The sequence below is a fragment of the Bifidobacterium pluvialisilvae genome, assembly GCF_019331695.1.
Lineage (GTDB): Bacteria > Actinomycetota > Actinomycetes > Actinomycetales > Bifidobacteriaceae > Galliscardovia > Galliscardovia pluvialisilvae.
Window position 1 is genome coordinate 121,979 of the sequence record NZ_JAHBBI010000002.1, and the last position, 22,385, is coordinate 144,363.

At 63.5% G+C, this 22,385-nt stretch carries 14 protein-coding genes; 9 read left to right on the plus strand and 5 right to left on the minus strand.

What is annotated here, in order from left to right; translation table 11 throughout:
- Positions 1 to 189: 189 nt before the first annotated feature.
- Entirely contained in the window at positions 190 to 1,890 is a 1,701-nt protein-coding gene (pgi, locus tag KIH77_RS02005; RefSeq protein WP_219099419.1) for a glucose-6-phosphate isomerase, read from the plus strand.
- A gap of 283 nt (positions 1,891 to 2,173) precedes the next feature.
- Entirely contained in the window at positions 2,174 to 3,235 is a 1,062-nt protein-coding gene (locus KIH77_RS02010; RefSeq protein WP_219099420.1) for a LacI family DNA-binding transcriptional regulator, read from the plus strand.
- Positions 3,236 to 3,294: 59 nt separating this feature from the next.
- On the opposite strand, the gene KIH77_RS02015 is transcribed toward KIH77_RS02010, so the two are convergent.
- Positions 3,295 to 5,436, minus strand: coding sequence for a glycoside hydrolase family 36 protein (locus tag KIH77_RS02015; RefSeq protein WP_219099421.1), 2,142 nt, complete (start codon positions 5,434 to 5,436; stop codon positions 3,295 to 3,297).
- Between the two features lie 278 nt (positions 5,437 to 5,714).
- Between KIH77_RS02015 and KIH77_RS02020 the strand changes: the two genes are divergently transcribed.
- From KIH77_RS02020 to KIH77_RS02050, 7 genes are all read left to right on the plus strand, one after another.
- On the plus strand, positions 5,715 to 7,127 hold the full coding sequence (locus tag KIH77_RS02020) for an MFS transporter (protein ID WP_219099422.1): 1,413 nt from the start codon (positions 5,715 to 5,717) through the stop codon (positions 7,125 to 7,127).
- A 677-nt stretch (positions 7,128 to 7,804) separates the two neighbouring features.
- A complete protein-coding gene (locus tag KIH77_RS02025; RefSeq protein ID WP_219099423.1) occupies positions 7,805 to 8,758 on the plus strand; it encodes a hypothetical protein in 954 nt (317 codons plus the stop codon).
- A 106-nt stretch (positions 8,759 to 8,864) separates the two neighbouring features.
- Positions 8,865 to 9,746 carry a hypothetical protein gene (locus tag KIH77_RS02030; RefSeq protein ID WP_219099424.1) on the plus strand — a complete coding sequence of 294 codons (882 nt, stop codon included), beginning with the start codon at positions 8,865 to 8,867 and terminating at the stop codon, positions 9,744 to 9,746.
- Positions 9,747 to 9,837: 91 nt separating this feature from the next.
- Positions 9,838 to 10,881 carry a hypothetical protein gene (locus KIH77_RS02035; protein ID WP_219099425.1) on the plus strand — a complete coding sequence of 348 codons (1,044 nt, stop codon included), beginning with the start codon at positions 9,838 to 9,840 and terminating at the stop codon, positions 10,879 to 10,881.
- A gap of 323 nt (positions 10,882 to 11,204) precedes the next feature.
- Complete coding sequence (gene rho / locus KIH77_RS02040; RefSeq protein ID WP_219099426.1) at positions 11,205 to 13,205, plus strand: transcription termination factor Rho; 2,001 nt, start codon at positions 11,205 to 11,207, stop codon at positions 13,203 to 13,205.
- Positions 13,206 to 13,560: 355 nt separating this feature from the next.
- Complete coding sequence (locus tag KIH77_RS02045) at positions 13,561 to 14,664, plus strand: aldose 1-epimerase family protein (RefSeq protein WP_236024394.1); 1,104 nt, start codon at positions 13,561 to 13,563, stop codon at positions 14,662 to 14,664.
- A gap of 467 nt (positions 14,665 to 15,131) precedes the next feature.
- The gene (locus tag KIH77_RS02050; RefSeq protein WP_308283168.1) at positions 15,132 to 15,485 is read left to right on the plus strand and encodes a chorismate mutase; all 354 of its coding nucleotides are present in this window, start codon (positions 15,132 to 15,134) and stop codon (positions 15,483 to 15,485) included.
- A gap of 455 nt (positions 15,486 to 15,940) precedes the next feature.
- Here KIH77_RS02050 and valS read toward each other — a convergent pair whose 3' ends face one another.
- The 4 genes from valS to KIH77_RS02070 form a co-directional block, all read right to left on the minus strand.
- Positions 15,941 to 18,694 carry a valine--tRNA ligase gene (valS, locus tag KIH77_RS02055; RefSeq protein WP_219099428.1) on the minus strand — a complete coding sequence of 918 codons (2,754 nt, stop codon included), beginning with the start codon at positions 18,692 to 18,694 and terminating at the stop codon, positions 15,941 to 15,943.
- A 322-nt stretch (positions 18,695 to 19,016) separates the two neighbouring features.
- Positions 19,017 to 20,756: an ABC transporter substrate-binding protein gene (locus KIH77_RS02060; protein WP_219099429.1), complete on the minus strand. Its 1,740-nt coding sequence runs from the start codon at positions 20,754 to 20,756 to the stop codon at positions 19,017 to 19,019.
- Positions 20,757 to 20,850: 94 nt separating this feature from the next.
- On the minus strand, positions 20,851 to 21,516 hold the full coding sequence (nth, locus tag KIH77_RS02065) for an endonuclease III (protein ID WP_236024395.1): 666 nt from the start codon (positions 21,514 to 21,516) through the stop codon (positions 20,851 to 20,853).
- Between the two features lie 80 nt (positions 21,517 to 21,596).
- A complete protein-coding gene (locus KIH77_RS02070) occupies positions 21,597 to 22,343 on the minus strand; it encodes a winged helix-turn-helix transcriptional regulator (protein WP_219099430.1) in 747 nt (248 codons plus the stop codon).
- Positions 22,344 to 22,385 lie beyond the last annotated feature (42 nt).

A 22,385-nucleotide genomic window follows, 5' to 3' on the forward strand; every position in this document is an offset into this window, starting at 1 on the left:
AATTCGCACTGAACAGAACATGAACGGCGCGTTGCGGGCGTATGGCGTCGATAAATCGTATTTATTGCACGTTCTAACGCACAAATGACAACATTTATGTGCGTTTTTCGCTGTCCGTCAAGCACAGTATCTTGGAAGTGGAACAGGACGGTTCTCATGAACCATTCCATAGTGATGAAAGGACCTCACATGGCCATTAATCCTCCCATCGACGCGACCGCCACTCCCGCATGGGCCGCGCTGCAGAAGCATTACGATGAACTCCAGGCCGAGGGCATCAGCCTCAAGAAGTGGTTCGCCGAAGACGCTGACCGCGTGAAGAAGCTGAGCTTCGAGGCCGGTGACCTGCACTTCGACCTTTCCAAGAACCTCGTCACCGACGAAACGCTGCGCCTGCTGGTCAATCTCGCCAAGGAAGTCAAGCTCGACGAGCGCATCAAGCAGCAGTACACCGGCGTGCACATCAACAACACCGAGGACCGCGCCGTGCTGCACACCGCGCTGCGCCGCCCGGTCGAGGACGAAGGCAAGTACATCGTCGACGGCCAGGACGTCGTCAAGGACGTGCGTGACACCCTCAAGAAGATCTACGCCTTCGCCGACGACGTGCGTTCCGGCAAGTGGACCGGCATCACCGGCCGCAAGATCGAGACCGTCGTCAACATCGGCATCGGCGGCTCCGACCTTGGTCCCGTCATGGCGTACGAGGCCCTCAAGCCCTACGCCGACGCCGGCATCTCCGCCCGCTACATCTCCAACATCGACCCCAACGACCTCGCCGAGAAGACCAAGGGCCTCGACCCGGAGACCACCCTGTTCATCATCGTCTCCAAGACCTTCACCACGCTCGAGACCCTCACCAACGCCCGCGAGGCCCGCACCTGGCTGCTCGAGGAGCTCACCGCCTCCGGCGCCATCTCCGACGGCGACGAGGCCCAGAAGGCCGAAGCCATCAAGAAGCACTTCGTGGCCGTCTCCACCAACCTGGAGAAGGTCGAGGAGTTCGGCATCGACCCGGAGAACGCCTTCGGCTTCTGGAACTGGGTCGGCGGCCGCTACTCCGTGGACTCCGCCGTCGGCACCTCGCTCGCCGTGGTCTACGGACCGGCGCAGTTCGAGGAGTTCCTGCACGGCTTCCACGAGATCGACGAATACTTCGCCAACACGCCGTTCGAGAAGAACGTCGTCGCGCTCATGGGCCTCATCAACGTGTGGTACCGCAACTTCTTCAAGGCCGCCTCGCACGCCGTGCTGCCGTACGACCAGTACCTGCACCGCTTCCCGGCCTACCTGCAGCAGCTCACCATGGAATCCAACGGCAAGTCCGTGCGCTGGGACGGCACCCCGGTGACCACCGACACCGGCGAGATCTTCTGGGGCGAGCCCGGCACCAACGGCCAGCACGCCTTCTACCAGCTCATCCACCAGGGCACGCAGCTCATCCCCGCCGACTTCATCGCCTTCGCCAACACCCCGAACCCGGTGAAGGATGGCGACCAGGACGTGCACGAGCTGTTCCTCGGCAACTACCTCGCCCAGACCAAGGCGCTCGCGTTCGGCAAGACCGCCGACGAGGTCCGTGCCGAAGGCACCCCGGAGGAGATCGTTCCCGCCCGCGTGTTCAAGGGCAACCGTCCGACCACGTCCATCCTCGGCGTGGCCCTGACCCCGTTCTCGCTCGGTGAGCTCATCGCCCTGTATGAGCACATCACCCTCGTCGAGGGCACCGTGTGGGGCGTGGACTCCTACGACCAGTGGGGCGTCGAGCTCGGCAAGCAGCTCGCCAAGCAGATCACCCCGGCCATCTCCAAGGACGACGACGCCCTCGCCGCCCAGGACGCCTCCACCCAGGCGCTCATCAAGTTCTACCGTGAGCACAGGGAGTTCTAGTCTTCGACTAGAACACAGTATTTCGCGACGCGAATCCTTGGCGGATTCGCTGCCACGAACAGTCCACTGGACTGTTCGTCACAGGGAGTTCTGATTTTCGTTAGGAAAATCAGAACCGTCGCGAAACTGAGGGGGAGCCAGTCACACCCATGTGGCTGGCTCCCCCTCAGTTGTTTATCATGGGGTCGATGACGTCGGGATGTCGTACAGTGGCGTAGAACGGTTCGTCAGACGAGTCATATCGGCAGCCACGTCAAACACAACAGTCAATGGAATGTCATCAATGAGAAGCAAACGCAGCAGTCAGCCATCCATCACCGACGTGGCGAAGCTGGCGGGCGTATCCACCGCAACGGTATCCCGATATTTCAACAACCGCAGTGTGGTGCGCCCAAAGACCGCCGAGAAGATCGAGGCGGTCGTCTCCAGACTCGGATACCAGCCAAATCCGTTGGCTCGCGCGTTCGTGACCGGAACCACCGACACCATTCTTGTATTCACATGGAATCTGCCGTTGTTCGGACCGTCGTCGGTCATCAACGGCATCATCGAGGAGGGCAGGGGGTCCGGCAACCTCATCTCCATATTTTCCGTCGATCCGTCGTCGTACGCCTCCGTGAACACCGCCATCGACCACGTTCGCGAGGAACGGCCCAAAGGGCTCATCTTCACGGATTTCGAAAGCTACGGGCGCAAGACGCTCGACGCGATGCCATTCACCATCCCCGCGGTATCCATCGTGGGTGACCTCACCGACGGCGACTACAACCAGGTGTCCGTATGCGACGAGGCCGGCGGCGAGCGGGTGACGTCGTATCTGCTGTCCCTCGGCCACAGGACCGTGCATTACGTGGCCGGCACATTGACCGGCATCTCGGGGGAGCGTCCGGTCTCCGGACGCGAACTTGGGTGGCGGCACACCCTGCTCAAAGCGGGAATCACGCCGCCGCTGCCGGTCTCCGGCGCCGATACACCGCGTCAGGCCTATGAAATCGGCCGTCGTCTCGCCCATGACGAGGATGTGACCGCCGTATTCGCCGGCAACGACGTCATCGCGATGTCGGTCATCGGCGGCATCGTAGCTGAGGGAAAGCGTGTACCGGACGACATCAGCGTCGTCGGTTTCGACGACACGCCCATCGCCGAGGTGTATACGCCCGCGCTGACGACATATGCCGTACCGTTCGACCGGGTGGGGCGGGCGTTGTATTCGATGCTCATCGACGTGGCGGACGGCGTCGGCGACGATGGCAACGGCGCGGCCGACGCCATCGCCGGTCGCCATACGCGCGAATTCACCGGCGAGCTGAAAATACGGCAGTCCGCCGCACCGCCGCGAGCATAGGCGGCGAAGCGGCGGACTGCCGGTCGGAAGGAAAAGAGAGACGTGAATTCCGATGGAATCTAGTATGTGATTCTGTACAGGGCGCAGAACGGGTCGTCGCTGCTGCGGTCATCGATCGTCAGCGTGGCGTTGTCCGGTGTCCATGTCGCCGCGGAATCCGAGCCGAACAGCTGCGTGATGCCGCTGAACCCGGCATCGTGTCCGCCCAGATGCAGCGTCAGCGGACTGTCGGTGGCCGGCGTCTTCTTCCATACGGCAAGATATCCATGGTCGCCGCCATCCACGCGCAGACCTAGCGCCAGCACGTCATCGTTCCACTTCGGCAGACCAATCGGCCAGAACGGCGTCGAATGCGCCACATCGTGGCGGATCGTCTTGTGCACATCCAATGCCTTCGTGACCAGCTGCAGCTGGCTGTCGTCCATCTGTGTGAGATACCCGGAGAGGTACAGTCGTCCGACGATGCCGGCCAGCATGGCATACCGGGTCTGCGCCGGCGTCATGAATTTGTTCGGATATGCCCAGTTGCCGGCCTGCTCGGGCAGCATGATCGCCGGGGCGCTCGCCGCGATGTTGGCGTACTGGATGTAGTCGGTCTGGTCGCTCGTCGACTGGATCTGGCTGTGGGCGAGCGTGGCCCAGTCCGAACGCATCGCGCCCGACGAGCAGGTCTCGATGGTCAGGTCGGGGTGGCGGGCGTGCAGGTCGTCGATCCAGGCGAGATAGGCGCGTCCGGCTTCCAGCTGGCCCTCGCCACGGCTGGGCGCGTCGCAGTCGGTGCCGGCGCCCGTGTTCACGTTGTAGTCGAACTTGAAGAACCGTACGCCCAGATCGTCGACCAGATGGTCGACCGTGGCGTCGAGATGCGCCCTCGCCGCGGTATCGCGGATATCGAGCAGATAGCGCATATGCGTCACGATGCGTTTGCCGTCACGCTGGAAGAACGCCGAATCCGGCAGTTTCGTCGCCATCGGGCTGTTCACGCCGATGACCTCCGGCTCCAGCCACACGCCCGGTTTCATGCCGCGCTCGCGGATGTGGTCGAGCACCTCCTTGAATCCGTTCGGGAAGCGGCGCTTCGATTCGTGCCATTCGCCCACGGACGGCCACCAGTCGCCCCCGTCGTCGTACCAGCCGCAGTCCACGCAGTAGTATTCGGCGCCGGCCTTGGCGGCGGCATCGATGAGCGGCAGCTCGCGTTCGGTCGTGGGGTCTCCCGACAGCGTGTTCATATAGTCGTTGAAGATCACCGGCAGGTTCGTGTGATCCGGATGGTCGAGCACGTCGTAACGGCGGTACCGCGTCATTTCGGCAATCGCACCGTCGAACCCTTTGCCGGAGACCGCCACCGTGGCCGGAATCGTGACGAAGGATTCGCCCGGTGCCAGCGGGATGCTCCAATGGTGCTCGATGTCGGTGGGCCCATACACGTCGAGATATACGCCGTCCGGGCGCTCGCCGAGCTGCCACAGCCATGGACCGTTGTTCGCCGCCTGCCATACGATCGCCGTGCCGGACGTACGGTCTACGATTGCGCCGGTCGGCTCCTCGGAGCCGGTTGAGCGGCTGGTCGTCGACTGATGGGTGACCGTGCCGCCGATCTCGATGCATGACGCCGTCGGATTGCCGATGGAGAGGATTGACGCCGATTTAAGACCAAGTGATTTCACCAGCTGGTTGTCGCGGATCGGTTCGTGGCTCCAGCGGTTCTCCGCGGCCCAGTCCGATTTCGCCGTGTACAGGTCCCAGTGATCGGGGTCGTTGTCTCCCAGACGTACGTAGGCGGAGAGCGAGCTGACTGACGTGAGGGTGATGGGGCCATCGCCGGTGTTGGTCACCCGTACCGTGGAGCTGATTGCCGCGGCGTCATTCGGTGCGGTGAGCACGGCCTCGGCATCTAGGCCGTATTTGGCTGAATGCAGTGCGATGTGCAGCTTGGACGCGCCATCGACGTGTTCCTCGTGACGGTCGACGTATCGCAGGTCGTTGCCGATCATGGTCTCCGAATACCGCGATCCCATGTTGCCCTGCATGAATCCGTCCGCCGTGATTTCGACGAACGACTGGGGATAGGGGAACGGCTCGGGATCGGTGTAGTCACCGTCCGCCGCCCGGATCGCGGTCAGTGACAGGGGCTGATCGTCGGCATAGGTGAACGTGACTTGTATGCGGTCGTTGCCCCAGGTGAATTGTTCGGTCATGGTGCTTCGCTCCTTTGCGGTAAAAGCTCGTTTGCATGCGCCGGCCATAAGCAGTCACATGCAAATGTCACCGTTTACATTTTGGTGATGCTGCCATTACAGCACACTGGCTGGAAAAAGCAAGTCGGTGTTTTTATAAATGTTGATTTTTCAATACTTATTACACGTTTTATGGCGTGTTTCGACACGACTTGACAGCAATGATGAAAACACTTACATTCATTATGTAAACATTTTCACATTGCGGTGGATGTCATCGTCCTCAAAGGAGAGACAAGATGCAGGAACCAAAGTTGGAAGAGCCCGTGGCGGCAGCGCCCGTGGCCGAAGGATCCGGTGCCGGAGACCCGGCGCATGACGTGATGCATGGCGGTGTCGGGGGAATCTCCCCATCTGCCGTGAATCAGGCCGACAATCATGACGACGACCAGATGTCGGGCACATTTAAACCCGATACGACCGTTCCCACGACGCTCTGGACCTATATCGCGTTCGTCATCGCCAACTTCGGTCTGTGCTCGGTATACGGCGCCGTGCTGCAGGTGCTGCTCGCCACGCACGTCGACGTGCTCGCCGGACCCCAGAACCGCGTGGCGCAGCTTGCCGTCGTCACCGGCGTCGGCGCGTTCTCGTCGATGATTGCGCAGCCAGTCACGGGATGGATCGCCGACCGCGTGCACCTGCCATTCGGCAAGCGCAACATCTGGATCATGATCGGCGCCGTATTCTCGCTCATCTGCCTGTTCCCGATGGCGATGAGCGGCTCCGTCACCATGCTTGTTGTCACATGGGCCATCTGCATGTGGCCGCTCAACATGATGCAGGTGAACCTTGCGGCGTTCATCCCCGAACGTACGCCGGAGAACCATCGTGGCTTCCTCTCCGGCGTGTACGCCGTCTCGCAGTTCGGTGGCTCCGCGTTCGGCGTGGTCATCATGGGCTACATCGACTCGTTGACCGTGAAGTACATGGTCCCCGGAGTGATCTGCGCGGTCGCCGGCATACTCTACTTCTTCACCACCAAGGACATCAAGAACTCCACAACCACCCGGAAGACGGCAGAGAAGCGACCAGTGCGCGTCAAGGGCCAGCGCGACGTGCTGTTCACCGCCCGTGCGCACGACTTCTGGCTCACCTTTGCCAGCCGCTTCTGCGTGCTCGGCTCCTACTACATGATCACCGGCTACATGATCTACACCCTGCAGGAGTACATCCACTATGGCGACGGGTCGATGAAGGCGGCGACCGCGGGCATGGCCGTCGTCACCATGGTGATCACCGTGGGCAACCTCACCTGCTCGCTGGTCGGTGGATTCATCTCCGACAGGCTCGGCCGCATCAAGATTTTCGTCATCGGCGCGGCGCTGCTGTGGGTCATCCCCGCGCTGGTCATGTTCTTCATCCCTTCATGGCCGGCGCTGCTGTTCTCCTGCGCGATCATCGGTATCGGCCTTGGTACCTACAACTCCGTGGACAAGGCGCTGGTCGCCCGTGTACTGCCATCGCATGAGACCGCGGCCCGAGACCTCGGCGTCATCAACTTCGCCGACGCCGGACCGCAGACCGTGGCGCCGACCATCGCCGCCACCATTGTGATGATTACCCACAACTACGGGTTCATCTTCATCGCCATGGGTGTGTTCTGCAGCATCGGCGCTCTGATCGCCACGCGCATCCGCAACGCCAACTAGCGCTACGGCGCGTGGCCGGGCCGGTCGGCGGGTCGCAAGGCGGCCGCGTCGTCCGGGCGGCATGACCGAGGGAGCCATCATGCCGCGACCAAAACACGGCATAAGACATAAGGGGAGTTGACCGTCATCCGGCGGTTGGCTCCCCTTCATCGTCTGCTATGCCGTGGTGGACTATGTCGCAAAAATTCGTTTTCGCAATGTAATCCTTGAAAAACATCCGGTCGTCGGTGGATTACGTCGAAAATTCGTGTTTTTTGCATTGCGGTCCACCGACGGTCGATGTTCGGGACATCAGAAACCTTGGAATTGCAGCGTTTCTATCTGTCGATTCATGAATTGCCGATGGATTACGCTACAAAATCGTCATATTGCATCGTAGTCCATGAAAAACGGCTCCTTCGCGGTGGACTGCGTTGCGGAATTCGCATGCATCGTCGTGGCCATCATGATTCGCCCCTCGCGCAACCGCCCCCCGAAAATGGAATCCCGCAATCCCCGAAGAACCTGCGGACGGCCGGTATGATGGCAACAGAGAGTACGACGACGTGAACGGGGGCGGCATGGAAGCGCGACATGGGGGAGCCGAGAGAGCCGGGAGAGCCGGGAAGACGGCGATAGCGGTATCAGGTCCCAAACCCCAGCCAAGCCCCAAACCCAAACGATGGATCGCCCTGCTGGTGGTCATGGCGGTCCTGGCCGCGGCGGCGGGCGGATTCCTGTGGAGGCGCTCCCAGACCGGCGGATCCGTGCTGAACTGCTCCCATCAAGGCACCTCCGTGACCGCCAAGGACTACTGCTACGGCGGTTTCACACCACTCGAACCCAGCGGCGAACGACTCAGTGAAACCCAGGCCGGTCCGTATTTCACCAAGGCCGTGGCCGACACGTTCGCCGCCGACGACGCCGTACGGCTGGCCGCCGCGGCCGGCGACACCAAGGCCGTGAACGCTGCCGCCGAAAAAGCCCGTGATGCCGCCAACCATGCCGCCGAAACACTGGCCTCCCGGACCTGGCCGGGCAGCGTCACCAAGGCCATGCGCATGGTCATCGTGGAATACCAGGCCCGCGCCACCATCTACGAGAACCTGACGAAAAACTCCAACCACGAGGCCATCGACTACATGGCATTCGACCAATTCAAGGATTCCGGCGCGCAGGACCTCGTCCGCGCGACGCTGGAACTCGATCCCGAGCCGGCGCCGGCGTTGCCCGTCGCCGTCACCGCGGTCAGGGATGCCGGCGACTGCACGGCATACGTCATGAAGAACGGCAAGGCGGTGCAGGCCACACGCCGCTGCGTCGACTTCACCGTCACGAACCGTACGAAATCCGCGATTTCGACCATTCTGCTGAAATTCAATCTGCTTGGCGCGGATGGTGGCATCCGGCGGACAAATCTCACCGCGATATCGTCGTCGCTGGCCGAAGACTCCGACAATCCGGCGACCATCGCGTCCGGCGCCTCCGTCACCGTCCGCGCCACGCTCAACCCCAAGACCGTCGAATCCGGCGACCGCATCGCGTTGACGCAGTGGAGCATCACCGATACGCGGAACGACATCCACATGGACGACATCACCGCCGCACAGGCGGCGGCATCGGCCGCGGTCGGCGATTTCCGATTCCGATGACGCGATGGATGATGGACGATGAAGGGAATATGACATGGCGGAGCGCAGCAACCATAGTCGCAATGGATACGTGAACCCCTGGGATGAAGCCGATATGAATGCCGATATGGATGCCGGCACGGGTGACGAAGGTGGCGGTGATACCAAGGGCAACGATGCCGTAGTCGAAAACACCACCAAGACGTCGCGCCGCAATCAGATACATCCGGCCGTCGCCGCCATCATCGTCGTGGCGTTGGTTTTCGGCGTCAGCGGACTGTGGGTGTACTTCAGGGACTATTCCACGGTGCTGCTTCGCCATGACGACGTCCCCGACGGATACCTGCCGGTCAGTGAATACTCGCTGATTCGCCAAGGCGAGAACCAGCCGGTCAGCAAACCGAACGGATGGCATTACGCCAGCCAATACACCAACGTCGTCGATTCCTCCGGGAGCGGCGAGGGCGACGAGCGCGTCGGAACCACATGCCGCATCGACAAACGCGACTGCAACGACATACTCGTCACGTCACGCGGCATCAGGCCCGGCAGCAGCTGGAACGACTTCGTCAAACGATACGGCGGCATGACCGCATATGAGATCAACGTGACCGACGGCGGCAGCGACTCCTACAAATCGTATATGTCGGACGAGGACAGACTTGCCGAACAGAACAACCGGGAACACTATTTCATCACGGTCGGCGATTTCGACCGCGAATACGTGCACGCCGGCACAATCGATCTGTCCAGCCAGTTCATCGAGGTCACATTCCGTGCGGACTACCAATCCGGGCGAATCCTCTACACCGAAGCCGACCAGAGCAAGGCCCGGCAGGCCGGCGAAAGAAAACGGTTCTGGTGGCTACCCGGCAGCGGACGGTCCGGCCGCATCTCCGGCCCGGCGGTGCAGTCCTACGAAATGACGTTCGACTTCGGCAACAACGCCAGCCGATCGTACATCGACGACGGCGACCTGACGTCGATCGCCGTGCGGCTGATGCGATGAACGGGGGCGATGCGATGAACGGAAACGATGCGATGGGTGGAGAACGATTCGATGGGAGGAACGGCAGCCCGATGAGCGGGGGAGTGATGTGATGACTGGAAAAGAGGCCATGAACGGGAGAAACGGCGGACCGCGGCTGCGACGACGCCGACGTCGCAGCGCGATCGTCTCGGTCGTTGCGTCGATGCTGGCGATCGTGCTGGCTGTCCCCGCCGGCTACGCGCTTGGCGGCATGGATGCGTTCGGCATGGCGGGCGCAGGCGGCGAACGATGCCTGTCCGATGCGCGAAACGACATCGAAGGCATGCCGGACACCGTCTCGGCCTCCGCCGACGTCTCCTTCCACGGTTCGGAACTCACCGACGCCGACGCCGGCGCATACTATCAGCAGGCCGTCGACCGGTCGTGGCGGCAGATCGACGAGGCCTTGCTCGCCGTCATGGGCGGCGACCTGCCGTCCATGCGCGCCGCCGCGGCATCCGCCGAATCGGCCATCGACGAGACCATCACCGCGCTGCAATCGCATACGTGGCCGTCCGGCGCCACGAACGCCGTCAAGGACGTCGTCCGCCATTACATGGAACTGCGCGCCGACATGGCCTACGTGGCGTCGTCGGCCAGCGAGGACGCCGGCCGGGAGCTGACCGACGACGACATGTACTCGACATCCGACGTCGACACGTACCTGCGGGACAAACTCGGCATCGGCGCCGCGAAACCACACACCATGCCCGTCGACATCCTCGCGGCCGACGACGCCGGCATCCACGACGCCGAAGCCGACGACATTGACGGCATGGGCTCCACGACGAACGACGGCAAACGCATCGTCAACGTCACCGTGCGCAGCAACACCCCCGGAACCGTGACCGACCTGGGGCTGGACTTCGACCTCAGGGACGCGTCCGGCAAGACCGTGGCGGAGGTGCAGGGCTCGGTCGACCACATGGCCCTGACGAAAGGCCGCACGGTCGTCGTGGCCGTTCCCATCGCCGCCGAACAGGCGAAAAGCGGCAGGGAGCTGCGGCTCACCGGCATGTCGGTACGTTCCGGGCACGACACCGGCCGCATCATCGCCATCGGCGACGATATTGCGAAAACCGTGGCCGCGCTCGACGACTTCAGGCTGCGGTAGCGAATCGTCGCGGGCCTTCGTGGCCTGTTGACGTATGGTTTCAATCGTTCGTCGCGCGGCTTTTGGACTGTCCGACACATGGTGAGACGGGATGCAACGATCGATGAACACCGATTTTGCGCTGGTCGTCGAGTCGTCGTATAGTGAGGGCAGTTCCGAACGAGTTCTGTAGTTCGGGATTTCGATGACGAGATAATGCTCAAGGTGAGGTAGTGCTCATCGAGGAAGCATACGCATCGCGTCAGCACACCCTGTGAATACGGTTTGCCGGGTCATGTTTGATTATGGCAATCGTTCATACGGTCAGACGAAAGGCATTACACGTGGCAGATAGCCAGAATCTTGCAGATATGAAGCTGCCGGAGCTCAAGGAGCTCGCCAAGCAGATGGGATTGCGCGGAACCTCCGCCATGCGCAAAGGCGAATTGCTGAGCACCATCGAGGCTGCGCGCAACGGCGGCGAAGCGCCGGCCGGAGTGACCGTGCGCGCCCCCAAGACCGCGAAGAAGCCCGCGGCGAAGAAGACCACCCCGAAGGCCGCGGACGAGACGGCCGAAACGACGACGGCCGACGACGTGGCCGCCAAGACGCCGGTGAACATCGAACTGCCGGCCGTGAAGAACGGCAAGGCCGCGGCGTCGCATGAACCGAAGTCGGACGCCGACCTGCCCGACCTGCATATCGACCTTCCCGAGCCGAAGGACGTGCGTCGTGCGCGCGCCGCCAAGGCCGTGCGCAAGAACGACGACCATGACCGCGACGACCACGGTTCCGTGGGCAAGCTCGACCTCGACCTCGACCTGCCGCGCATCCGTCGCCGCAAGGACAATGGCGGCAACGACGATGCCGTCCGCACCGAACACGGCGGCCAGGGCCGCGTGCGCGACCTCGGCGACATCCTCGCCGCGCTGCCGGACCGTTCCGACCGTCCGTCCGACCGCAAGGGCGGCAAGCGCAACCGCAACGACGACCGCCGCACCGAACGCAACGGCCGTGACCGCGATCGCGACATGCGTGCGGACCGTTACGAGGACGACGACCGCGACTTCCGTCGCAACCGCAACGAGCGCAACGGCCGCAACGATCGTCGGGACCGCAACGACGACCGTCGCAACCGCAACCGTCGCGACGACGCCATGCGCACGGACCGCAACGACCGCGCCGTCCACGACGACTTCCAGCAGAACGAGGACTTGGTCCCCGTGGCCGGCATCATCGACGTGCTGGAATCCTACGCGTTCGTGCGCACGTCCGGATACCTGCCCGGCCCAAACGACGTGTACGTCTCCATGGGACAGGTGAAGAAGTACGGCCTGCGCAAGGGCGACGCCGTGCAGGGCACCACGCGTCCGCCGCGCGAGGGCGGCCGCAACCAGCGCCAGAAGTTCGTGCCGCTGCAGTCCATCGAGAAGATCAACGGCATGAGCGTGGAGGAGGCGCAGCAGCGTCCGCACTTCAACAAGCTCACGCCGCTGTACCCGCAGGAGCGTCTGCGCATGGAGACGCAGCCGAACAAGCTCACCGGCCGCCTCATCGACATCGTGGCGCCGATCGGCAAGGGCCAGCGTGGCCTGATCGTCTCCCCGCCGAAGGCCGGCAAGACCATCACGCTGCAGCAGATCGCCAACTCCATCACGGCCAACAACCCGGAAGTGCATCTCATGGTCGTGCTCGTGGATGAACGTCCCGAGGAGGTCACCGACATGGAGCGCACGGTGCAGGGCGAGGTCATCTCCTCCACCTTCGACCGTCCGGCCTCCGACCACACCATCGTGGCCGAACTGGCCATCGAGCGCGCGAAGCGTCTGGTCGAGCTCGGCCAGGACGTGGTAGTGCTGCTCGACTCCATGACCCGCCTCGCCCGCGCGTACAACATCGCGCAGCCGGCCTCTGGACGCATCCTCTCCGGTGGTGTGGACGCCCAGGCGCTCTACCCGCCGAAGAAGTTCTTCGGTGCGGCCCGCAACATCGAGAACGGCGGCTCGCTGACCATCATCTCCTCCGCGCTGGTCGAGACCGGCTCCAAGATGGATGAGGTGATCTTCGAGGAGTTCAAGGGCACCGGCAACATGGAGCTGCGTCTTTCGCGCGAGCTGTCCGAGAAGCGCCTGTTCCCGGCCATCGACATCAACGCCTCCGGCACCCGTCGCGAGGAGCTCATCACGCCGCCGAACGAACTGGCCGTCATCTACCGTCTGCGTCGCCTCTTCGGCGGCATGGAGCCGGAGCAGGCCTACCAGACCCTGGTGCCGCGTCTGAAGAAGACCGCCACGAACCGTGAGTTCCTGGCCGCCATCACCTCCACCATGCCGCAGAACAAGTGAGCAGGTAGGGGAGGATTCATCCTTCCCGAGAGGGGTCAAGGCCGTTCGTTGTCATATGTGATATGGGAACGAACGGCCTTTTTCTGTAGTTGGGCAACGGCAATCGCCGTTTTCTGGGGTGATTCCCACGGCATGTGACCACCTATCTCCGTTTTCTGGGGTGTGTAATTGCGAAATGCCAGGTACGGACGTTGCAATTACGGTGCTTGTACTTGTGGTCTGCTGTTTTTCTCCCCCAGAACTTGGAGATAGAGGGAGCAGCGCTTCGGAATCCTCCCTGAAGTCGCAGTTTGGCGGGGCCTGGAATCGGGGTACACTGGTTTCGATAAGAAACCGATTTCATATGGAGCATATCATGGGCGATATCACCACCGTTGTCAACGAATCCGCTGCCGGCGCCACATCCGACCGCCGCACATTGCAGGCGCACGTGGGCAGCATCCAGCAGGCGGCATATGTGCGGCCGTTGCAGTATCAGGAGGGACGCGCCGGCGGCATGCGCGCCATCGAGGTGAAGAACGGCCCAATGCGGTTCGTCTCCATGGCCGACAAGGCGCTCGACGTCTCGCAGCTCGAATACCACGGAGAGAACCTCACGTTCCTCTCCAAGCCCGGACTCAATGGCCGCAACCAGTTCGACACCAACGGCGCCGAGGCGCAGCGCAGCATCATGGGCGGTCTGTTCTTCACCTGTGGATTCGAGAACATCGGCGCGCCGTACACCGACGCCGAAGGCAAGGATTTTCCGATGCACGGCCGCATCCGCACCACGCCGGCCGAACACGTAAGCTCCGACGCATACTGGAACGCTCAGGGGGAGTATGTGATGACCATTTCCGGTGAGGTGCGCGAGGCCGAGCTGTTCGGCGAGAACCTGGTGATGCGCCGCACCATCAGCACCGTGTACGGCCGGCCGGAGATTGTGGTGGACGACGTCGTGACCAACGAGGGGTTCCGCGATGAGCCGCTGATGTGGATGTACCACTGCAACTTCGGATGGCCGCTGCTCGCCGAAGGGGCGCAGGTGATTATCCCCAGCCGCCACGCCGAACCACGCAACGAGGACGCCGCCAATGACCCCACACCGTGGAGCGAGATCGGCGAGCCGGTGCCGAACAAGCCGGAAAGCGTGTACATCCATACGCTTGCCGCGGGCGAGGACGGGCGCAGCTTCGCCGCCGTGGCCAACCGCGCGATGGGATTGGGCGTTTCGGTGGAGTTCGATGCGGCGGACTTCCCGTACTTCATGCAATGGAAGTCCGTGGCCTCCGGCGACTACGTGGTCGGCCTCGAGCCCGCGAACTCCAGTGTGCGCGGGCGCGGATACCACGAGCGTCGCGGCGATCTGCACACCATCGCGCCCGGTGCCAGCGAGCACAAGCGTGTGACGTTCCGCATCCACGAGGGTGACGACGCGCTCGACGCGCTGGAACGGCGTCGCGCCGAACTGCTGGCGTAGTGTGGCGCCGGCGTATACGTATGCAACGGATGGGAACCGAGTGTCTGCGCCCCTCGGTTCCCATCCATTGAGGTTTATGCAACCAACCGGAACCGTGCCTTCGTTTTGATTCCTGATCGTCGGAGATTTCACAACCAACCGGAACCGAATTCCGGGGCCGGTTCCCATTCGTCGCGTTCTATGCAACGAATAGGAACCTTACCGTCGTTCCGGTTCCCATTCGTTGCATCTTCTGCAACCCATGGGAACCAAAAACCGGCTTCGGTTCCTATCCGTCGCCCAAGGTTCGGGATATTCTAGGAATCATGAGCGATACCGACAGCAGCGACTGGCTTCGGCCAGCGGAGAATCAGACCGATACGAATTCCGATGACGTGATTTCGGCGGCGAATCCGCCGATCAGTGCCGCGGCGATTGCACAGGCGTCGTCCGTGAGCGACGAGATCGAGGCCGAGAAATCGTCCACCATCGATGATGAGGCCGCCGCGAAGAACCCGGAGGTCGCCGACGTGGTGAAGCGCATCGAGGCTCTTCGCCAGACCATCGACAACATCGACGGCGCCGTCATCCATCTGCTGGCGGAGCGGTTCAAGGCCACGGCCGCCGTGGGTGTGCTCAAGGCCGGCGCCGGGTTCGCGCCCGCCGACTACAAGCGTGAGGATTATCAGATCGCCCGACTGCAGCGTATCGCCATCGATGCCGGGCTGGATACGAACATCGCCGAGATGTACCGCGAGTTCGTCGTCACCGAATCGAAGAAGCGGCATAAGCGCATCGCCGACGCCGGGGGAGACCCGGGCGTGCTGGACGTGTTCGCGTGACCGTGTCGGTCGCGTGGGACGTATTGCGTAGATGTACGTATATACAAGGAGCCGGTCCATTGGACCGGCTCGATGATTATTGGCGGTCTTGCGACCGCGGTCTCTCCCCCAGTCAGCCTTCGGCTGACAGCCCCCTCGTCAGAGGGGGCTGAGCCGTTAAGCGGGGAGTCCGGTGGACTCCCCGTAGGCGATGCGAGCGCGATGTATCGAGCGCGAGGTGGGAATATTGTCTGCCGGTAGGCAGTCCGACGGCGGAGGCATGAGCCGTAAAGCGGGGAGTCCGGTGGACTCCCCGTAGGCGATGCGAGCGCGAGGTCTACTCAGCTCACCCGCGCTTCACTTCTTGTTGCAAAGCTTCCTGACCGCGGTCTCTCCCCCAGTCAGCCGAAGGCTGACAGCCCCCTCGTCAGAGGGGGCCGAGAAAAGGAGTGCGAGGCCTGCTCGGCCTGCAGTCCCTACTTCTTCCTCGGCTTCTTGGCCGGGGGCTCGCCGAGTTCGCTGGTTTCGATGACGACGGTGTCGTCGTTCTCATCGGCAGCCTCGTCGGAGGCGGCGGCCTCTTTGGCATGCTTTTCGACCAGATCGAACTTGCCGACCACACGACCGGCCTGAGCGATGTCATCGATGGCCGAGCGGATCGCGTCCACACCGTCCTTCGCGGCGGAGAGCGCCACGGAGAGGATCGGGGTCTTCATGGAGACCTTGGCCTCGGACTTGATCTTGCGCAGCTGTTCGACGGCGCGGCCCGCCCAGGCGAGCGTCTCAGGGGAGGCGCCGGAGGCGGCGATCACGTACGGTTCCGGAGTCGGCCATGCGGCGCGGTGTACGGAGCCTTCGCCGTCGTGCATCCAGTGCCACACCTCTTCGGTGGCGTACGGCTGGTACGGGGCGAGCAGGCGGGCGAATGCGTCAAGGCCGAGTCCCAGCGTGGTGCGGGCCGAGAGCACGGCCTTCTCGCTCGGGGTCTTGCCGTGCTCGTCGGGCGTGCCGTAGGCGCGGTTCTTCACCAGCTCGATGTAGTCATCGCAGAACTGCCAGAAGTAGCTTTCGATGATCTCCAGCGCCTTGGAATGCTCATAGGACTCCATCGCATCGGTGGCGGTGCGCACCACGAAGGCCATCTTGGCCATGGCGGCGCGGTCGAGCGGCTCGGTCACGTCGGTCGGGTTCCACGTGGCTTCGGCGGCCGAACCCACGTGATGGTTCTCGTCCTCGCGGCCGATGGCCAGCGCGAACTTGGTGGCGTTGAGCAGCTTGATGGCCAGGCGGCGGCCGATCTTCATCTGGCCTTCGTCATAGGTGGCGTCGAGGCCCAGACGTGCGGCGGCGGCCCAGTAGCGCACCGCGTCGGCGCCGAACTTCTTCAGCGGCTCGTTCGGCACGACCACGTTGCCCTTGGACTTCGACATCTTCTTGTGGTCGGGGTCGAGGATCCAGCCGGAGAGCGTGGCGTGCGCCCACGGCAGGCAGTGGTTCTCGAGGTGTGCGCGGTCCACGGTCGAGAACAGCCAGGTGCGGATGATGTCCTGACCCTGCGGACGCAGGTCCATCGGGAACGTGGCCTTGTGCAGCGCCTCGTTCTCCTCGCCGGGCTCCTCCCAGCGGGTCACGATCTGCGGGGTGAGCGACGAGGTCGCCCACGTGTCCATGATGTCCTTCTCGGCGGTGAAGCCGCCGGGCACGTCACGCTGGTCCTCCGTGTATCCGGCCGGCACGTCGGTGGTCGGATCGATGGGCAGGATGTCCTCGCTCGGCGTGATCGGATGGTCGTAGTCGGCGGAGCCGTCCTCCTTGACCGGGTACCACAGCGGGAACGGCACGCCGAAGAAGCGCTGGCGGGAGATCAGCCAGTCGCCGTTGAGGCCGTGCACCCAGTTGTCGTAGCGCACGCGCATGAAGTCGGGGTGGAAGTTGAGTTCCTTGCCGCGTTCGATGAGCTCGGCGTTCAGCTTCTCGTCGGTGCCGCCGTTCTTGAGGTACCACTGGCGGGAGGTGACGATCTCGAGCGGCTTGTCGCCCTTCTCGTAGAAGTTCGTCATACGCTTGGTCGGCGTCGGCTCGCCGTCCATGTCGCCGGATTCGCGCAGATGCTCCACGATGATCTTGCGGGCCGTGAACGTGGTCTTGCCCTCGGTCTCCTCGAAGATCGCGCGGCCGCCTTCGTCCTCGATCCAGTCCGGCACGCTCATCACGATGCGGCCGTTGCGCTGGATGATGGAACGGGTCGGCAGGTTGAGGTCGCGCCACCATTCGACGTCGGTCACGTCGCCGAACGTGCAGCACATGGCGATGCCGGCGCCCTTGTCCATTTCGGCGGCCTTGTGCGCCAGAATGGGCACCTTGACCTTGAACAGCGGGGAGTACACGTACTGGCCGAAGTACTTCTTGTAGCGCTCGTCGTCCGGGTGGGCGATCAGGGCGCCGCAGGCGGCCAGCAGCTCGGGACGGGTCGTTTCGATGTAGATGGGCGTGCCGTCCTCGAAGCGGAACGCGATCTTGTGGTAGAAGCCGTCGTATTCGCGGCTCTCAAGCTCGGCCTGGGCCACGGCCGTCTGGAAGGTCACGTCCCACAGACCGGGGGCGTCCTTCTGGTAGGCCTCGCCGCGGGCGAGGTTGCGCAGGAACGCCTTCTGGGCCACACGGCGCGGATGCTCGCCGATGGTGTGGTAGGTCTGCGACCAGTCGATGGAGAGTCCGAGTTCGCGCCACAGCGCCTCGAACTGCTTTTCGTCCTGGGCGGTGAGCTTCTCGCACAGTTCGATGAAGTTCTGACGGGAGCAGGGCACCTGGTCCTTCGCCTGGATCTTCTTGCCTTCGGTGCCTTCGAACGGCGGATTGAAGTCGGGATCGTACTTCAGGGACGTGTCGACGCGCACGCCGTAGTAGTTCTGCACACGGCGCTCGGTCGGCAGGCCGTTGTCGTCCCAGCCCATCGGGTAGAACACGTCGTAGCCGCGCATGCGCTTGTAGCGGGCGATGACGTCGGTGTGCGTGTAGGAGAACACGTGGCCCACGTGCAGGTGGCCGGAGACGGTGGGCGGCGGGGTGTCGATGGAGTAGACGGCCTTGCGGTCGCGGGTGTTGCCGAACTTGTAGGTCTGGGCATCGTTCCAGGCCTTGGTCCATTTCTCTTCGAGACCGTCGACGCCCACGCGGTCGGGCAGTGCGGTCAGATGGGCGCTGATGGCGCCTTCAGCATTGTCAGTCATACACGTCAGTGTATGGACGTTCTATGACATTCATGTTGATTTTCAGCCGTATTTGCACGGAGTTGCGTTCGTCGTTCCGGGCGGGGGACGCCTGCGCCGTTCCCGTCATCCTGAGCGGAGGACGAAGCCCGGAGCCGAAGGATCTTGCACACCCGTCGGGACGAGATCCTTCGACTCCGCCGCAGTCGGCTTCGCTCAGGATGACGGAGTGGGGATGACGGCGCAGGCGGCTTCGTTCGGGATGACGGGGGGGCTGAGCGGCTCCGCTTTGGATGACATGGAACGGCTGCGGTGGCTCAGCCCTTGCCTCCGTCTAACCGGCTCAGCCCTTGGCCACGCCGGCCAGCGGCAGGTAGCAGTCGACCATGTTCGTCGGCATGCCCGTGATGCCGGACCGCACCGCCACCCACGGCCGGCTCACATACAGCCAGTCCACGGGGGAATCGCTTGCCACCTGGCGTGCCAGCGCCTTGAGCCGCTGCTCGTATTCCTGGTCGTTTTTCGACGCCTGGGCGTTCTTGTACAGTTCCTCGGCCTTCGAACTCGTGTAGTTGAGGAACAGGTCCGGGTCCACGAGGTCGCCGACGTCATGGCTGGAATCCATGGTGAAGATGGTCATGTCGAAGTCGCGTTTCTCGACCACGCGCTTCTGCCAGGTGGCGTCGTCCACCATCGTGATGTCCACGGGGATGTCGCCCTGCGCCAATTGCTCCTTGATGGTCTCGCCGAGCTGGCGTCCGTAGCGTTGCGGATAGACGAGCTTCATCGGACGGTCGCCGATCTGCGGGCCGTTGGGCATCTTGCGGTATTCGGAGGGCGCGCGGAAGACGAAGTAGTTGAGCAGCGACAGCGCCTTGGTGATGTCGTGCGGATACAGTCCGGTGAGGTCCTCGTATCCGGGGTCCAGCGAGGAGATCGGCCCGCCGAGTTCGCCGGCGGCGCCGTTCTCCTTCACCAAAGCGGCGTTGTCGAGCGCGTAGCGGGCGCCTTGGCGCACGTGCGCGTCGGAGAACAGCGAGTTGTCGTCCGAGTTGAATCCGAGCAGCACCTTTTCGTAGCTGTCGCCCTGCTTGAGGGTGATGTCGTCGTGGGAGCGCAACGTGTCGAGGTCGTCGGTGGCCACGTTCGGCACGGCGTCCACTTCGCCTTTGGCCATGGCCGTGGCGGCGAGCCCGGCGTTGTCGTAGTACCGCAGCGTTATCGTGCCGGTCTTCGCCGCGTTCGCCCCCCGGTACTTCGGATTGTGCCTGAGCGTCAGCGATGAGCCGGCGTCCCATTTCTTGACGGTGAACGGGCCCGAACCGACCGCCTGCGTGGCGTAGTCGATGCCGGCCTCGGCATCGTAGACGATGCCGGCACGGCCGGAGAGCAGCCATGCCAGGTCGGGGATGGTCTTGTTCAGCGTGATGACGACGGTCGTTGGCCCGTTGGCCTTGACCGACGCGAGGCCGTCCAGACCGTCGGCGCCCACGTATTTGTGCTGTATGGTCTGCTGCAGCGACCAGACCACGTCGTCGGCGTCGAGCGTGTGGCCGTTCGAGAACGTCAGGCCGCCGTTGAGGTGGAATGTGTACGTCAGGCCGTCGTCCGACGTCGTCCATGATTTCGCGATGCCGGCCTCGGGCTTGTTCTGCTGGCTTCGGTTCAGCAGCGTCTCGTATACGTTGCCGAGCAGCGCCTGCGAGACGGCGTCGCCGCTCTGCGTGCGGATGTCGAGGGATTTCGGCGCCGGAGACAGCCCGATGGTCAGCGAGGTCTTCGGACCGGAGTCGCCGAGGTCGGTCAGGGAGGCGAACGGATTGCGATGGTCGACGAGCATGGTGTAGGCGGCCCATCCGGCACCGCCGAACACCAGCAGCAATACGAGGAATACCGCCACGGATTTGATGCCGCCAGACTGCGCCCGACGCGCCGCCCGCGCCTCACGGCGCGATGCCGGGGCGCCGGCGCGGTCCATGCCGTCGTATGACGGTCCGTCCGTCGGCATGGCGTTCGTCGGCTGGTATGACGGCGGCATCGTGGAACGGGAGGTGCGGGAGTGGCGAGAATGTTCCTTACGCATGGTTACGAGCATACGCAGGGGAGTATATCTGCCTGCCGGTTATGCGCTGGTCACGCGGTGGACGTGCGCCGGCCACGTGCCGGTCACGCGGCTGTCATGCGATGGGGAACGACGGGCAGGTCGCGGCCAGCGGGCAGTCCTCGCAGTCGGGCCTGCGCGCGTGGCAGGTGGCGCGGCCGAACAGGATCAGACGATGGCTCAGGTCGGTCCACTGTTCGGGAGGGAAGCACGCGCAGATCTCCTTCTCCACCTTCACCGGGTCGGAGCGTTTCGTCCGCCAGTCCGTGCGCCATCGCAGACGGCCGGTCACGCGCATCACATGCGTGTCGACGGGGAATCCGGGGATGCCGAACGCGTTGCCGAGCACCACGTTCGCGGTCTTGCGCCCCACGCCCGGCAGGGTGACGAGCTCCTCCATCGTCTGCGGCACCGTGCCGTCGAACCGTTCGCACAGCGCCTGGCCGAGTCCGATGAGATGGCCGGCCTTGGCGTGGTAGAAGCCGAGCGTGCGGATGATGGCTTCGACGTCCTCGATGTTCGCGTTGGCGTAGTCCTCCGGCTCGGGGTAGCGGCGGAACAGTTCGCCGGTCACGGAGTTCACGCGCTTGTCGGTGGTCTGGGCGCTCAGCACCGTGGCGACGAGCAGTTCGAGCGGATTGGAGAAGTGCAGTGCGCATTGCGGCGCGGGAATCTCCTCGCACAGGATGCGGTACTCCTCATGCATGCGTGCGAACCGCGCCGTCTTCGTCTCTCTGGCCATACCTACCGGTGTATCCGAACGCAATGACCTACCGGCGGCAGGCGGCGTCGATTCCACGCCCCGCCGTCATGCCGTGTCGCTCAGGCGCCGGTCTTCGCGGCGGACTTGGCGTCCTCGTCGCGCGCGTCGTCCTCGGGCGGGTCGAAGCGGTAGCCGACGTTGCGCACGGTGCCGATGAGATGCTCGTATTCGCCGCCGAGTTTGGCGCGCAGACGACGGATGTGCACGTCGACCGTGCGGGTGCCGCCGTAGTAGTCGTAGCCCCACACCTCCTGCAGCAGCTGCGCACGCGTGAACACGCGTCCCGGATGCTGCACGAGGTATTTGAGCAGTTCGAACTCCTTGTACGCCAGATCGATGGGATGCCCGTGCAGCGACGCCGTGTAGCCGTTCGTGTCCACGACGAGGTCGCCGGAACGAATCTGCCCCTCCTGCGTCTGCTCGTCGGCCTGTTTGGCCGCGCCCGCCGTCGCGAACGAATTGCCGCGCTCGGAGACGAGCCTGAGACGGGCCTCCACCTCGGCTGGCGACGCGCTCGCGACCACCACGTCGGAGATGCCCCACTGCGACGTGACCACGGTGAATCCGCCCTCGGTGAGGATCAGCACGATGGGCGTGGAGAGCCCCGAGGCGTGGATGAGACGGCACAGCGTTTTCGCCGTGGCGAGGTCGTCGCGCGCGTCGAGGAAGAGAATGGTGTTCTCCGGCATCTTCACGAGCGAGGCCGCGTCCATCGGCAGCACCCTCACCCGGTGGGAAAGCAGTGCCAGCGATGGCAGCACGGACGCCGGATCGTCCGCGCTGGTCATCAAAGTAAGATCGGTCACGACTTCAACTCCCCATTGCTGTAAACTCATTATTTCGAATCG

What these genes read in the sequence shown, in the direction of transcription:
- pgi (WP_219099419.1), top strand. Translation starts at nt 190, where the DNA reads ATGGCCATTAATCCTCCCATCGACGCGACCGCCACTCCCGCATGGGCC.
- KIH77_RS02010 (WP_219099420.1), top strand. Translation starts at nt 2,174, where the DNA reads ATGAGAAGCAAACGCAGCAGTCAGCCATCCATCACCGACGTGGCGAAG.
- KIH77_RS02015 (WP_219099421.1), bottom strand. Translation starts at nt 5,436, where the DNA reads ATGACCGAACAATTCACCTGGGGCAACGACCGCATACAAGTCACGTTC.
- KIH77_RS02020 (WP_219099422.1), top strand. Translation starts at nt 5,715, where the DNA reads ATGCAGGAACCAAAGTTGGAAGAGCCCGTGGCGGCAGCGCCCGTGGCC.
- KIH77_RS02030 (WP_219099424.1), top strand. Translation starts at nt 8,865, where the DNA reads ATGGATGCCGGCACGGGTGACGAAGGTGGCGGTGATACCAAGGGCAAC.
- KIH77_RS02035 (WP_219099425.1), top strand. Translation starts at nt 9,838, where the DNA reads ATGACTGGAAAAGAGGCCATGAACGGGAGAAACGGCGGACCGCGGCTG.
- KIH77_RS02045 (WP_236024394.1), top strand. Translation starts at nt 13,561, where the DNA reads ATGGGCGATATCACCACCGTTGTCAACGAATCCGCTGCCGGCGCCACA.
- valS (WP_219099428.1), bottom strand. Translation starts at nt 18,694, where the DNA reads ATGACTGACAATGCTGAAGGCGCCATCAGCGCCCATCTGACCGCACTG.
- KIH77_RS02060 (WP_219099429.1), bottom strand. Translation starts at nt 20,756, where the DNA reads ATGCGTAAGGAACATTCTCGCCACTCCCGCACCTCCCGTTCCACGATG.
- nth (WP_236024395.1), bottom strand. Translation starts at nt 21,516, where the DNA reads ATGGCCAGAGAGACGAAGACGGCGCGGTTCGCACGCATGCATGAGGAG.